The organism is Pyruvatibacter sp. HU-CL02332 (assembly GCF_040362765.1).
Classification (GTDB): domain Bacteria; phylum Pseudomonadota; class Alphaproteobacteria; order CGMCC-115125; family CGMCC-115125; genus Pyruvatibacter.
Genome location: NZ_BAABWK010000001.1, coordinates 1,948,852 through 1,962,221 on the forward strand (window position 1 = coordinate 1,948,852; position 13,370 = coordinate 1,962,221).

Annotated in this window: 11 protein-coding genes and 2 pseudogenes; 9 read left to right on the forward strand and 4 right to left on the reverse strand. The window is 58.3% G+C overall.

Annotated features, from left to right (window positions below):
• Positions 1 to 88: 88 nt before the first annotated feature.
• A complete protein-coding gene (locus tag ABXH05_RS09255) occupies positions 89 to 898 on the forward strand; it encodes a helix-turn-helix domain-containing protein (protein ID WP_353560756.1) in 810 nt (269 codons plus the stop codon).
• On the opposite strand, the gene ABXH05_RS09260 is transcribed toward ABXH05_RS09255, so the two are convergent.
• A complete protein-coding gene (locus ABXH05_RS09260; protein WP_197538326.1) occupies positions 895 to 1,428 on the reverse strand; it encodes a styrene oxide isomerase in 534 nt (177 codons plus the stop codon). The genes ABXH05_RS09255 and ABXH05_RS09260 overlap by 4 nt on opposite strands.
• A gap of 35 nt (positions 1,429 to 1,463) precedes the next feature.
• The gene (locus ABXH05_RS09265) at positions 1,464 to 2,387 is read right to left on the reverse strand and encodes a metal-dependent hydrolase (protein ID WP_348137008.1); all 924 of its coding nucleotides are present in this window, start codon (positions 2,385 to 2,387) and stop codon (positions 1,464 to 1,466) included.
• A 123-nt stretch (positions 2,388 to 2,510) separates the two neighbouring features.
• On the opposite strand from ABXH05_RS09265, the gene ABXH05_RS09270 reads away from it, so the two are divergent.
• Complete coding sequence (locus ABXH05_RS09270; protein ID WP_353560757.1) at positions 2,511 to 3,173, forward strand: TetR/AcrR family transcriptional regulator; 663 nt, start codon at positions 2,511 to 2,513, stop codon at positions 3,171 to 3,173.
• Here the strand turns inward: ABXH05_RS09270 and ABXH05_RS09275 are convergent.
• Together ABXH05_RS09275 and ABXH05_RS09280 are read right to left on the reverse strand one after the other, a co-directional pair.
• A complete protein-coding gene (locus ABXH05_RS09275) occupies positions 3,170 to 3,907 on the reverse strand; it encodes an epoxyqueuosine reductase QueH (RefSeq protein ID WP_353560758.1) in 738 nt (245 codons plus the stop codon). The genes ABXH05_RS09270 and ABXH05_RS09275 overlap by 4 nt on opposite strands.
• A 51-nt stretch (positions 3,908 to 3,958) precedes the next feature.
• Positions 3,959 to 4,804, reverse strand: a complete 846-nt coding sequence (locus ABXH05_RS09280) for an SDR family NAD(P)-dependent oxidoreductase (RefSeq protein WP_348137014.1) — start codon at positions 4,802 to 4,804, stop codon at positions 3,959 to 3,961.
• A 145-nt stretch (positions 4,805 to 4,949) separates the two neighbouring features.
• Between ABXH05_RS09280 and ABXH05_RS09285 the strand changes: the two genes are divergently transcribed.
• The 7 genes and pseudogenes from ABXH05_RS09285 to pstB all read left to right on the forward strand — a co-directional run bounded on the left by ABXH05_RS09285 (position 4,950) and on the right by pstB (position 13,357).
• Positions 4,950 to 6,170 (forward strand): acyl-CoA dehydrogenase family protein, encoded by a 1,221-nt coding sequence (locus ABXH05_RS09285; protein ID WP_353560759.1) that lies wholly within the window; start codon positions 4,950 to 4,952, stop codon positions 6,168 to 6,170.
• A 43-nt stretch (positions 6,171 to 6,213) separates the two neighbouring features.
• A complete protein-coding gene (locus ABXH05_RS09290; protein WP_353560760.1) occupies positions 6,214 to 7,665 on the forward strand; it encodes an ATP-binding protein in 1,452 nt (483 codons plus the stop codon).
• Between the two features lie 342 nt (positions 7,666 to 8,007).
• On the forward strand, positions 8,008 to 9,042 hold the full coding sequence (locus tag ABXH05_RS09295) for a substrate-binding domain-containing protein (protein ID WP_348137022.1): 1,035 nt from the start codon (positions 8,008 to 8,010) through the stop codon (positions 9,040 to 9,042).
• A gap of 263 nt (positions 9,043 to 9,305) precedes the next feature.
• Positions 9,306 to 10,691: a phosphate ABC transporter permease subunit PstC gene (pstC, locus tag ABXH05_RS09300; protein ID WP_353560761.1), complete on the forward strand. Its 1,386-nt coding sequence runs from the start codon at positions 9,306 to 9,308 to the stop codon at positions 10,689 to 10,691.
• Positions 10,684 to 11,151, forward strand: a pseudogene (locus ABXH05_RS09305) (DUF3333 domain-containing protein); the annotation flags it as partial. The gene pstC and the pseudogene ABXH05_RS09305, both read left to right, overlap by 8 nt.
• A gap of 441 nt (positions 11,152 to 11,592) precedes the next feature.
• Positions 11,593 to 12,495: pseudogene (gene pstA, locus ABXH05_RS09310) on the forward strand (phosphate ABC transporter permease PstA); the annotation flags it as partial.
• Positions 12,496 to 12,541: 46 nt separating this feature from the next.
• A complete protein-coding gene (gene pstB / locus ABXH05_RS09315) occupies positions 12,542 to 13,357 on the forward strand; it encodes a phosphate ABC transporter ATP-binding protein PstB (RefSeq protein WP_502947727.1) in 816 nt (271 codons plus the stop codon).
• Positions 13,358 to 13,370 lie beyond the last annotated feature (13 nt).

Below are 13,370 nucleotides of genomic sequence, written 5' to 3' on the forward strand. Positions count from 1 at the left end.
ACCTTACCTGGAAGGTAAGTGTAAGCTGATTGGTGCCTCCTAATATGAAAGCCAGACCAACCTGTTCGCCCGTCTCTGGAGATCCACAATGAATGACCTGATTGCCAATCCCGCCAGCTTGGAGGGCACAGAACCTGAGACTTTTGGCGATCATCTGCGTCTCTGGCGCCGCATTCGTGGTCTCAGCCAGTTGCAATTGAGCGTACGGGCGGACGTATCATCCCGCCATGTGTCGTTTCTGGAGTCCGGCCGCGCCAAACCCAGCCGCCAGATGGTGGACACGTTGGCTGACGCCTTGGACATTCCCCTGCGTGCCCGCAACCCGCTGCTTCTGTCAGCGGGCTTTGCGCCTGCCTACCGCGAAACCGCGCTGGAGGCACCAGACGCAAGTTACATCCGCCAGGTGCTTGAAACTGTTCTCAAGAGCACCGAGCCGTTTCCAGCTCTGGTGCTGGACCGCCACTGGCGCGTGCTGATGACGAATGCAGGTGGCGGATTGCTCATGAGCCTTGCTGGCGATGACAGTGCGGACAAAACCATGTTCGAGCTGATGCTCCAGCCCGGTCCCATGCGCGACGCGATCGTCAACTGGGATGAAGTCGTATCCGACGTGCTCAAACGCGTGCGCCGGGAAGCAGACCACGCAGGCGATGACACCGTGCTCAAAATGATGATGGAGATGCTGCCCAAGGGCTGGAAGCCGCCGCGCCGGGCCGACAATGCAGTGCCGCTCATCATCCCCCTTCACATGCGTCTGGGCGATGTGGACATGCGCTTCACGTCAATCATTGGAAGTCTTGGAACCGCTGCCGACATCGGCCTGGCAGAACTCTCTATCGAGACATTCCTGCCGGCCGATGAAGCAACGGAAAACGTGCTGCGCGAGATGATCGCCTAGGCGTTTTTCGTCTCTTTGAGGTACGCCAGTGCACCAATGGCGATCACGGCCAGCATGATGTGTACGGCCATGACCGGCGGCCAGCCGAACAGGTAGATCACGTCATTGGCCAGGCTCTGCTTGAACGGGCCGCCGCCAAACGCCAGGCCGCGTGTGCCAAAGAAAGTGTTGGCCATCGCAGGCAGCGTGAACAGCCATGCAGTGATCAGGGATGACCACAGCAAAACCGTCTGCATCCTGTCGGTCAGCCGCAGATAGCGCCCGCCAAAACCAAGCCCCATCAGCATCAGGCCCTGTGTGATGGCCTCCATGTGCCCCATGCGGAAAGCTCGGGAGTCGCCGGGAATGTCCACTTCAATCTGGATCGGCAGCGGCCAGAGAACGATCTCGCCCAGCAGATGGAAGAACCAGACCCACCCAAAAAGGCAGGCGACGGCAAAAAGCCCAAACCCGTTGAAAAAAAGCAAAGCGCGCCGCCTCTCGGTCATCACGCTTCGCTCCACACTGTCTGTGTACGTTGTATCAGCCATCGATCCGTGTTCTCCCCTTTGGTAAAGCGCCGTCTTTATGCAGCGATGAGTGCCGGCTCTGGTTCCTCGAGCCGGGTCGTGTCGAGCTTGCCAAGCTGTTCGCCCATGGTCACCGGATGTGCGCCATACAGGTCCCACCACGCCTTCACCCAGTCAGGATCAGCCACCTTGCTGGGGTGATAGGAGGGCTTGAGAATGCGCAGCATCTTGGGCGTGAGGATGCGGAAGATGCGGCCAAGGTCTTTAGCCAGTTGCCAGCGTGAGCGCCAGTTGCGCCACAACCCATCTTCCTTCAGCAGGGCGCGATAGCCCTGGCCGATGCGGTACATGATGTGTGCCGTCGCAAACAGCAGCCCATAAACGCGCCAGAAGTACCCGCCTCCGATGGCATGGAATACGTCGAACGTTGCTTCCTTGTGCTCGATCTCTTCTACGAAATGCCACAGCACCAGCGAAGACACTGCAGGGTCCGCATCACCAAAAAGATGTTCGCGGTCTTCCACCAGCATGTGGCCGATGGCCAGCGCCATGGATTCAAAACCTTCCGCGTAGGCCATGTTGAACTTGAGGGAGCGCTTCTCACCGAAGCTTGCATAGTCGCGCTTCAGCACCTCTTCAAAGGGCGCCACGCTCTCATACCCACAGGCAGCCACCGTATCGTTGAACATCTTGTGCTGGCGGTAGTGGGTTGTTTCCTGCGCCACGTAGCCGTTCAGCTCCTTGACGAGGGCAGGGTCATCAACCAGCGGGCGCGCTTTTGCCATTGTGCGGATCAGGTAGGGCTCCAGGTAAGGCATGGCCAGCGACGCCGCGTTGACGATCTGGCTGAACTCGGGCCGCTTCTTGTTCCAGTGGGCGCCCTGCTCGATGGGAAAGCTGAACTTCAGTTTGCGCACACCCCTAATGCGACCTTCAGGCTCGGCCTCATGTGACGTTTCGTCTTGCACGATCTTGTCCATTTCCCGTTCCTTCCTCTTGCGCCTGCTACTGTGACCGGCGACAATTAGAGTAATTCATCTAATTTAGAGGTTTTCCTCTAAAACAAGGTGAGTGTCAAGTGTGGCGTGAGTGGGACTGCGAAAATGGCCGGAAACCGGGAAAAAATAATTGAGGGCGCGCGCCAGCTGATGAACCGCGAGGGCACGTCAGCCACCGGAACAACGCGCATTGCCGAAGCTCTCAGCATTAGCCCTGGCAATCTCTACTATCACTTCAAAAGCCGCGAAGAGATCGTGGCGGAGATCTATGAGCGGTTTGAAACCGCTTTCCGCGACAGCCTGGTAAGGGACATTGACCACATCTCCCCGGAGCGGTTTGCTGAGTTTTATCTCAACGCCATGGAGATCGCCTGGGCCTACCGTTTCTTTTTCGCAAGCCAGACGGATCTCCTCACAGCGGACGAAAAACTCGCCGCCCGCCACAAGGAGTTCCAAAGCTGGAGCCTGGCCGCGCTGGAAGCCATTGTGGTCGTGCTGGAAAAACAGGGCACAGCTTTGCTGCCAAAGGCCCGTGCCCAGGCAGCCCGCCTCAGAAAATCCATCGCGCTCAACACCTGGCTGCTTTGGAGCGCCTGGATCAGTTTTCGAAAAGTGGAAAAGGCCGAAAGCGAACTGGTGCGCGATGACATGGCCCGCGGCGCTGTCCAGATGTTTGACCTGTTCAGCCCGTGGCTTGATCCGGATTTTGAAGCAAAGGCCCGCAAGACCCTGACAAAGGAACTTGATCGCGTAGAGGCCGTGGCCTAGGCGTCGGTATCTGTCTCAGCTTCTTTGGCCGCCAGCGCCTGAGCCTCATAATCGGTCTCAGGCTTGCCGTAGTACTTGATGCCGTGGCGGATCGGCGGACGGCCCTGATCCATGCGGTGCTTGTTCGTATCGCGCAGAGAATAAACGCAGCCGCAATATTCCTGCTGATAGAATTCTTCATCCTTGGACACTTCCAGCATCCGCTGGCTGCCGCCGCCCTTGCGCCAGTTATGGGTCCAGTAGGCCATGTCCGGGTAGCGCGAGGCCGCACGCTCACCGGAGCCGTTGATCTGGTTGAAGTCCTTCCAGCGCGATGTGCCCAGCGTGGAGCAGATGGTGCCAAAGCCATGCTCGTAGGCGTAAAGCGCTGTACGTTCAAACCGCATGTCGAAACACAGCGTGCACCTGTGGCCACGCTCGGGCTCGTTCTCAAATCCTTTGATCCGTTCGAACCAGTTGTCCTTGTCATAATCAAGGTCGATGAACGGCACGCCGAGCTTCTCCGCGTAGCGCATGTTCTCCTCCTTGCGGAGGTCATATTCCTTACGCGGATGAATGTTCGGATTGTAGAACAGGATCGTATATTCGATGCCCGAACGCTCAATCTCGTTCATCACATCACCTGAGCACGGCGCGCAGCACGAATGCAGCAGCAGCTTGTCTCCGGCCGGGAGAACGAGCGGCTTAGGCATCTGTTTCTTGTCCGTCTTGGACTTGTTGGTGCTGTGCGTCATGGGCGGCGTTATACCGCCCAATCAGCCTTGATGCCAATGCCTGCCTGGGCGTTAGGACGCTTCTTCTTCCTGCCCGCCCATCAGGCGGCCAAGCACCTTGTGATACTTGATTGGCAGCAGGCGCTGGATGCGATCCATAAAGCGCGCATCGCCGCCAATCAGGATACGTGGGTTGTTCTTTTCAATGCCGGTAAAAATGACCCGCGCGGCTTCTTCCGGTGTGGTGCGGGCAAACTCGTCAAAGCCCTTGGCAATTTCGTCCTTGCGGGCCAGCAGCTCTTCGTTCTGGGCCAGCCGTGCATTGCGCGCCACATTGGTTTTGATGCCGCCGGGGTGAACGCTGGCGATTTCCACGCCGGTCTCGTTGCGCACCATTTCCGTGCGCAGGCTTTCGGTAAAGCCGCGAATGGCGAACTTGGCAGCGTGATAGGCCGAGTTGCCCGGCACCGCGATCATGCCGAAGATCGACGACACATTGACGATGTGCCCCGAGCCGCGCTCGATCATCCGGGGCAAAAACGCCTTGGTGCCGTACACCATGCCCCAGAAATCAATGTCCATGACCCACTCAAAGTCCTGATAGGTCATCTCGTTCACTTCAGCGAACAGCGCCACGCCTGCATTGTTGATCACAATGTCCGCGCCGCCATGGTCCGCCTGAATGCTATCCGCCAGCGCGTACACCGCGTCCTTGTCGGAGACATCCAGAATGTGGGTTTCGATTTCGCCGGACCCCAGCTTCGAGGCCTCCTCTGCCGTTTTGCCAAGACCCGCAGAATCCACATCCGTCGCGATCACCCGCTTGGCGCCATGCTGGATGGCGTGCTTCACGAGGCCGCGGCCGATGCCGGATGCACAGCCGGTGATGAAAATGGTTTTGCCTGCAATCTGGGTCATCTGGAGTTTCCTGGGGCCTGATTATGACTTTTTGTCAGTAATGTTGGCGATGTTATGCCCGATAGCGCCAAGCTGGCGCAATGCCTGACGCCTGCTTATCCTTATGCCCGAACAAGAAAAACGCTGCTTCAGGAAGGTAAAGCCTATGGAAATCGCTCCAATTCCCGGTCTTGCAGACGAGGTCAATGACATCCGGCTGCGTGCGGCCAAGATCGTCAATGACAAGATCATTCCCGCCGAACCAATCCTCTTTAAAGGCGGCAAGGATGCCGAACCTGTCCGGGCTGAGATCAAGGAACACGTGAAAGACCAGGGGCTGTGGGCACCGCATCTGCCAGTGGAATATGGCGGCATGGGTGTCGGCTTCCTCGCCCACGCCTACATGAATGAAGTCATGGCCTGGTCGCCCTTTTCAGCGCGCCTGTTCGGCGTCGTGGCGCCCAATTCCGGCAACCAGAAAGTGCTGCTGAAATACGGCACCGAAGAGCAGAAGAAGAAATGGCTCGAACCGTTGATCTCCGGAGAGATGGAAAGCTGCTTCTCCATGACCGAGCCAGACAATGCAGGCTCTGACCCCCGTTCCATCCAAACGCGCGCCGTCCGCGACGGAGACGAGTGGGTCATCAACGGCCACAAATGGTACACGTCAAACGCGCGCCGGGCAGACTTTGCCATCGTCATGTGCCGCACCGCACGCGAAGAGGCGGAAGCCGGCAAGCCGAGCGACACCATGGTGCAGATCATCGTGCCAATGGACTCGCCGGGTCTTGAAATCGTGCGTTCTGTTCCTGTTTGGGGACACACCCACGGTGACCATTGTGAAATAACGTATACGGATGTTCGGGTGCCTGTGGAAAATGCGCTGGGCCGCGTCGGCTCAGGGCACGCTGCCGCCCAGGACCGGCTGGGCGCGGGGCGCGTCTTCCATTGCATGAATTCCATCGGCGCCATGTGGCGCGCCTTCGACATGATGGTGACCCGCGCCATGAGCCGCGAAGTGCATGGCGGCACACTTGAGACCAAGCAGTTCGTTCAGGGCTTTATAGCGGATAGCTATATGGACATTCAGGCAGCACGCCTGATGACCATCAACTGTGCCCGCGTCATGGACGAAGGCGGTGATGCCCGCACGGATATCTCGGCCATCAAAGTGTTTGTGCCAGCGGCCTTCGAGCGTGTGGTTGACCGCGCCATTCAGGTGCATGGTGCCCTTGGTGTCTCCGGCGATACGCCGCTTGCAGGCATGTACACCGGGGCCCGTACCCTGCGACTGGCCGATGGCCCTGATGAAGTGCATCGAATCCTGATCGCCAAAAATGTCTTCAAACATTACAAGGCAGGTGGTAGCTGGGACTTTGGTACCTGAGGCTCCTGTATGATTCTGGTGTCCTGTCTCCCCTGGAGAACCAATGGCCGACGAGCGTGATGACCTGACGCATTCTACTGACCCGCTGCGCCGCGGTCTGCGTCCGGCTGCCTCTGAAGACCTGGTCAAGCTGCGTACCCTCGACATTGCTGTTGTTGCAGCGGGCGGCATGGGGTTCGTGCTGTTCGCAGGCTTTTGGGATGTCATGGCCATGGACGCCGCGGTGTTGCTGGCAGCAGCTATCGCAGCCTTGGCAGCGGCATGGTTGAAATTTGCGCCGCGTGCCAGCCAGACGGTGCGGCGCGCCGAAATGCCCATGACCCGACCAGTATCAACCCGGTCTGAGTTTCCGCTTACACCTGAAACCGGTGTCGCCATTATTGAGCGTCTGCCGGACCCGATCATTCTGCTGGATCGCTCGGGTCGTATCATCCTGCACAACCGCGCGGCCACAAATATTGTGGGGCAGGGGGCAGCGCGCCGTCACATCTCCACCGTCATGCGCGTGCCGGAGGTTCTCGAAGCGGTGGCGCATGTGGTGGAGGGTGAAGCAGCACAGGTTGTGGAATATGCGCAGCCAGTTCCTATTGAGCGCCACTACCACGCATTTATCGCGCCGGTTATTGCGGCCGCCGCCGACAATGCAAAAGAGCGCCAGCGCAATGTGCTGATACTGCTGCACGACCTGACGACCCTCAAGCGAGCCGAGCAGATGCGGGCGGATTTTGTGGCCAATGCCAGCCACGAACTGCGCACGCCTCTGGCGTCCATGTCCGGCTTTGTGGAAACCTTGCAGGGCCCCGCCCGTGATGACCCTGACGCCCGCGACAAGTTCCTCGGCATTATGCAGGAGCAGGCGGAGCGCATGGGCCGTCTCATCAATGATCTGCTGTCGCTCAGCCGCATTGAACTCAATGAGCATGTGCGCCCGAGCGATCGCGTAGACCTTGGTTCCATCATTCGCGACACCGCAGACATGCTGTCCCCTCTTGCTGAAAAAGAAGGGGTCACCATCAGCATCGATATCGAGGATGACCTGCCCCAGCCCCTCGGCGATCGCGATGAGCTGGTTCAGGTCTGTCAGAACCTGCTGGCCAATGCATTCAAATATGGTGGGTCCGGCGGCCGCGTTGAAGTCTCGCTGCGGCGCGACCGGCCCCAGGGAAGTGACGACACTTCCAGTGCTGACCCTTTGCCTGGCAGCATCGTCATGACTGTGCGCGACTTTGGACACGGCATTGAGCGCGAGCACATTCCGCGTCTGACGGAACGGTTCTACCGGGTGAATGTGGAGCAGAGTCGCCGTCGCGGTGGCACCGGGCTTGGCCTTGCGATCGTCAAACACATCGTCAATCGGCACATGGGCTCCCTGTCTATCGACAGCGAGCTGGGTGTCGGCTCGACCTTTAGGGTGTTCCTGCCGGTGGATCAGAAATCGATTCTGGCATCGGTCGTGGCGCGGTCACCGGCGAATGTGACAGGCAATGTCACATAAGACCATGCACTATGTGCGGATATTGAAAATCGCAACCGCCCAAATACGAAGAAAATACCTCAAAAAGCTCTGAAATCAGCCGTTTCCGCACAGGCTGATGCTGTCACTGAACCGTCATCTGGGCGTAATAAATCAGTCGTCGGTCCGGCCTAATTTCCGCGGCAACCGACCCGCTGAGACGGTCGGCTTGGGATGGTGTCACCCATAGCGGCGCGCGCGTCTGGCGTTTTTTCAGACGGAAGCGGTCACACACTTTTTGTTGTCTCAGGATCGTTGCCGGGTCGCCAAGGGGGCGTCTTAGGGGAGCGGTCTTAGAAGATTTCCAACCGGATTGGAGAAATCATGAACTATCGCAAAATGACCATCGCTGCTGCAGCGGTTGCGTCGATCGCATTCGCAGGCGCTGCCCAGGCACGCGACCAGATCCAGATCGTCGGTTCGTCGACGGTTTTCCCGTTCTCGACCCTCGTGGCCGAGCAGTTCGGTAAGACGACCGAATTCAAGACACCGGTTGTTGAATCAACTGGTTCAGGCGGCGGCATGAAGCTGTTCTGCTCAGGCGTTGGCCTTGAGCACCCGGACGTCACCAATGCGTCACGTCGCATCAAGTCCAGCGAATTTGAAAAGTGCACAGCAGCCGGCATCACCATCACCGAAGTCAAAATCGGTTACGATGGCATCGTGCTCGCAAACTCCAACTCTGCACCAACATACGAACTGACACGTCAGCAGCTGTTCCTGGCGCTTGCCAAGCAGGTTCCAAATGCTGAAGGCGAGCTTGTTGATAACCCCAACAACACATGGTCAGACATTGACCCGTCTCTGCCGGACGTTGAAATCGAAGTTCTGGGCCCGCCCCCGACCTCCGGTACGCGTGACGCATTCGTTGAGCTCGTGATGCGCAAGGGCGCTCGCAAGTTCGACCAGCTCAACACACTGCGCGGCGAAGACAAGAAGGCATTCCGTGCCATCTCCGACACCATGCGCGAAGACGGCAAGTTCGTTGAAGCCGGCGAAAACGACAACCTGATCGTTCAGAAGCTCGAAGCCAACCCGAACGCTCTGGGCATCTTCGGTTTCTCTTTCCTCGAAGAAAACCGCGACAAGGTTCACGGTTCAATCGTTGAAGGCAACGAGCCGACCTTTGAATCAATCGCTTCTGGCGACTACCCCGTCTCCCGCTCACTCTTCTTCTACGTGAAGAACGAGCACGTCGGTGTGGTTCCAGGCATCAAGGAATTCGTTGCCGAATTCGTTGCTGAAAAGGCTGTTGGCCCAGAAGGTTATGCCATCGACAAGGGTCTGATCCCGCTTCCGGACGCTGACCGCGAAGCAATGCGTGAAGGTGCATTGGCACTGACACCACTGACCATGTAGTCAAACGGCTGGCGGGGCGGCGATCCGGACGGATTGCCGCCCCAACGGCACTCAAGCCATAAGTTTGATATTCTCTACGCCTGTCGTGCCGATTCTATCTTTTTGAATTTTCGTGCTTTTCGTTGCGCCACCTGGTGCAGCGATGAGCGCCGGATCCGCGCTTTTGGGGCAATCCGGACTACAGGGGGCAAGTCAGACCGCTCAGTGCTTCAGTCCACCAGGACATGAAGCAGGACGGCACCTGACAACGAACGAGTAACCGCATGAGCGCGACCACCCTAATCCTTGTTATTCTGGTCCTGAGTTACATCGGGTACCTGTTGGGCCGCAGCAAGGCGACCGCTGTTGCAGGCGGCGAACTGGTGTCTCTTCATTCGCTTCCCAGCTATCACGGCGCCTATGTTGCCGTTTGGTGCGGCATCCCCGCCCTTGTCCTTCTCGCGCTGTGGCTAGTGCTGGAGCCACAGGTCGCGGACATGATCCTGCGGGCAAATCTGCCGGACTCAACCGTTGCCGCACTCACCGCTCCAGAGCTGAGCCTCCTTATCACCGACATCAAGAACCTTGCGACCGGCAACATTGTCAGCCGCGAGGTTGATCCTGCCCTTCAGGCGGCCGCGGATGGATATTCTGCAGCGCTTTGGATCAGCAACATGGCGCTCATCGTTGTGGCGCTGTCGATAGCCATCCTCGGTATTGGTTACGCGCGCAGCCACATCGAAAAAGACCTGCGGGCTCGTAACCGTGTCGAGCGTGTCGTCCGGGTCGTCATGGTTGTCGCATCAACAATCGCCATCTTCACGACCATCGGCATTGTTGCCTCGCTCATATTTGAGGCCAGCCGCTTCTTTGCCCGCGTCTCCTGGGTTGAGTTCCTTTTCGGCCTTCAGTGGAGCCCGCAGACAGCCATCCGCGCCGAGCAAGTGGGGTCCTCAGGCGCCTTTGGTGCTATTCCGATTTTCGCTGGTACATTCCTCATCACCATCATCGCCATGTGCGTGGCGGTGCCGGTTGGATTGTTCTCAGCCATCTACATGTCTGAATATGCCGGCCCAAAATTCCGGTCGGTCGCAAAGCCAATTCTTGAGGTACTCGCTGGCGTCCCGACCGTGGTGTACGGCTTTTTCGCGGCCCTCACTGTGGCGCCGCTCTTTCGCGGCTTTGGCGAGTCGATCGGCCTTGATGTGTCATCAGAAAGTGCGCTTGCTGCAGGCATGGTCATGGGTGTCATGATCATCCCCTTCGTATCATCCCTTTCTGATGACGTGATGAACGCTGTGCCGCAAACCCTGCGCGACGGGTCATTTGCTCTGGGCGCCACCAAGTCTGAAACAATCAAGCAGGTGGTCGTGCCCGCCGCATTGCCGGGCATTGTGGGCGCCGTTCTGCTGGCCGTCTCCCGCGCCATCGGTGAAACCATGATTGTGGTCATGGCTGCAGGCTTGGCGGCCAACCTGACGGCGAACCCGCTTGAAGCTGTGACCACCGTCACCGTGCAGATTGTGACGCTGCTCGTGGGTGACCAGGAATTTGACAGCGCCAAGACACTGGCAGCCTTTGCGCTGGGTCTTGTTCTCTTCTTCATCACGCTCTGCCTGAACGTCTTCGCGCTCAGCATCGTTCGCAAGTACCGGGAAAAGTATGACTGACGCCACCTCATCTCCTGGATCTGTCGTCGACCGCAAGCCGGACCTTTCTCCCGCGCGTGTGCGTCGGCGCTACGCTGCTGAACGACGCTTTCAGGCTTATGGCCTGACGGCCATCTTCATTGCGGTTGGTGTGCTCGTGTGGCTCATCGGCTCTATCGTGTGGCAGGGTCTGCCCGCGTTTACTCAGTACAAGACCACCCTCAATGTGGAGCTGAGTGCCGACGAGATTGACCCGGACAACCTGGGAGCGGCCAACTATCAGGCCCTCGCACGCCGGGCGCTCTATGACCGTTTTCCCAATGTAACCGCGCGACGCGACAAGCGGCAGCTGGCCTCGGTGCTGTCTGGCGGCGCGGACATCACATTGAAGGAATTTGTCGAGGCTGATCCATCGGTCATTGGCACCACACAGGAAGTTCAGGTGTCGGTATCCGACAGCATGGACACTTTCCTCAAAGGCCAGATGACGGACATTGTTGAAACCAATCCGGATACAGATCTTCTGCCGTCCCAGGACGGTGATGCTGTCACACTTGTCGCTTCAACAGACGTATTCGCTGACGTGCTGGCCTCGGTCAAAGTCGAGCTGGAGGCAGAAGCCAACAAGACGCTGGAAAGTGCCCGCCGTGAAACGCGCGGCATCGCCGTAACAGAAAACGACCTTGCTGCCCTGCGCGTGCGTGTCGACCAGTCGGTTGGTGCCGAACGCGAAAGCCTTGAGGCGCGCGTTGCAGCGCTTGAGACGGATATCGCCAAGCGCATTCGCAAGCTGGAAGCATTCAACAGCCAGGCAGAGCAACTGCTTGACGTGGCAGGATCAGCAGGCGGCACCCTTGACCTGACGGTGGCCATGCCCAGCGTCCTTGTTGAAATCAATGGCGGTGTGGTGAAAGCCCAGCAAGTTGCCAATGACCGGGTGATAGGCAAGGCGTTTATTCCGCTTGAGACCACAGCACCCGCCGCTGCGGGCGAATGGACAGTCGTCACCTATGTAACGCCGGAACGCGGCCGTCAGGTCAACGACCAGACAGCCACCTGGTTGCGCGAGCTGCAGAAAGACGGGGCCGTTGAAAACACGTTTGCAGATGTGTTGTTCACCAAGGGTGACAGTCGTGCACCTGAGCAGGCTGGTCTATGGGGCGCAGTTGTCGGCTCGTTCCTGACGCTGATTATTACTCTGATGCTGTCATTCCCAATCGGCGTGCTGGCCGCGATCTATCTGGAAGAGTTTGCGCCGCAAAACCGCATTACGGATCTGATCGAAGTCAACATCAACAACCTGGCCGCTGTTCCCTCGATCGTGTTCGGTCTTCTGGGCCTTGCAATGTTCCTGAACTTCTTCGGATTGCCGCGCTCCGCGCCGCTCGTCGGCGGCATGGTGCTTGCGCTCATGACGCTTCCGACGATCATTATTGCGACCCGCGCCGCTCTCAAGGCAGTGCCGCCTTCCATTCGCGAAGCAGCGCTTGGCATCGGTGCCTCCAAAGTGCAGGTCATCACCCATCACGTATTGCCGCTGGCAATGCCCGGCATTCTGACCGGCACAATCATCGGCATGGCGCAGGCGCTGGGTGAAACAGCGCCGCTCCTGATGATCGGCATGGTGGCCTTCATTGTGGACGTGCCGGGCGGATTTACCGACCCCGCGACAGTGCTGCCTGTGCAGATTTACATTTGGGCTGACAGCCCCGAACGCGCCTTTGTGGCAAAAACCAGTGCCGCCATCATGGTGCTGCTCACCTTCCTGATCATGATGAACGCACTTGCTGTTCTACTTCGCCGCCGCTTTGAGCGCCGCTGGTAGACGACACGACCGTAACGCGCATACAAACGCATAGAGGACTATCTCAATGTCAGTTGCCGAGAATATCTCTGAAGCCCCGACCACTGAGCCGGCTGCGACCAACGCGCCGGTGAAGATGGAAACGCGCGACGTCAATGTCTTCTACGGTGAGAAGCAGGCCCTGTTCGATGTCAGCTTGGACATCCGCAAGAACCAGGTCACGTCCCTCATCGGCCCGTCCGGCTGTGGCAAGTCCACCTATTTGCGCTGTCTCAATCGCATGAACGATGTGATCGATATTGCGCGTATCACAGGGTCTATCAAGCTGGACGAGGAAAACATCTACGACCCGAATGTGGACGTGGTGGAAATCCGCGCTCGCATCGGCATGGTGTTTCAGAAGCCAAACCCGTTCCCCAAATCCATCTACGACAACATTTCCTATGGCCCGCGCATCCACGGCATTGCAGCCACAAAGAATGAGATGGATGAAATCGTTGAAGTGTCGCTTCGGCGCGCTGGCCTTTGGGAAGAGGTCAAAGATCGTCTGGCCGAACCTGGCACGGGCCTGTCTGGTGGCCAGCAGCAGCGGCTGTGCATTGCCCGTGCCATTGCTGTGTCACCGGAAGTGATCCTCATGGATGAGCCATGCTCTGCTCTTGACCCGATCGCGACAGCCCGCATCGAAGAGCTGATCGATGAGCTCAAGGACAATTACACCATCGCCATCGTGACCCATTCCATGCAGCAGGCGGCACGCGTGTCCCAGCGCACGGCGTTCTTCCACCTGGGCATTCTGGTGGAAGAAGGCGATACGGAACAGATTTTCACCAACCCGCGCGATGAGCGGACACAGGACTATATTACCGGTCGTTTTGGTTAGTCGGCCGATGCAC

Bases quoted from the DNA above. Each gene is read 5' to 3' on its own strand.
- pstC (WP_353560761.1), top strand. From the start codon at position 9,306: ATGAGCGCGACCACCCTAATCCTTGTTATTCTGGTCCTGAGTTACATC.
- ABXH05_RS09290 (WP_353560760.1), top strand. From the start codon at position 6,214: ATGGCCGACGAGCGTGATGACCTGACGCATTCTACTGACCCGCTGCGC.
- ABXH05_RS09265 (WP_348137008.1), bottom strand. From the start codon at position 2,387: ATGGACAAGATCGTGCAAGACGAAACGTCACATGAGGCCGAGCCTGAA.
- ABXH05_RS09255 (WP_353560756.1), top strand. From the start codon at position 89: ATGAATGACCTGATTGCCAATCCCGCCAGCTTGGAGGGCACAGAACCT.
- ABXH05_RS09280 (WP_348137014.1), bottom strand. From the start codon at position 4,804: ATGACCCAGATTGCAGGCAAAACCATTTTCATCACCGGCTGTGCATCC.
- ABXH05_RS09285 (WP_353560759.1), top strand. From the start codon at position 4,950: ATGGAAATCGCTCCAATTCCCGGTCTTGCAGACGAGGTCAATGACATC.
- ABXH05_RS09295 (WP_348137022.1), top strand. From the start codon at position 8,008: ATGAACTATCGCAAAATGACCATCGCTGCTGCAGCGGTTGCGTCGATC.
- ABXH05_RS09270 (WP_353560757.1), top strand. From the start codon at position 2,511: ATGGCCGGAAACCGGGAAAAAATAATTGAGGGCGCGCGCCAGCTGATG.
- ABXH05_RS09275 (WP_353560758.1), bottom strand. From the start codon at position 3,907: ATGACGCACAGCACCAACAAGTCCAAGACGGACAAGAAACAGATGCCT.
- pstB (WP_502947727.1), top strand. From the start codon at position 12,542: ATGTCAGTTGCCGAGAATATCTCTGAAGCCCCGACCACTGAGCCGGCT.
- ABXH05_RS09260 (WP_197538326.1), bottom strand. From the start codon at position 1,428: ATGGCTGATACAACGTACACAGACAGTGTGGAGCGAAGCGTGATGACC.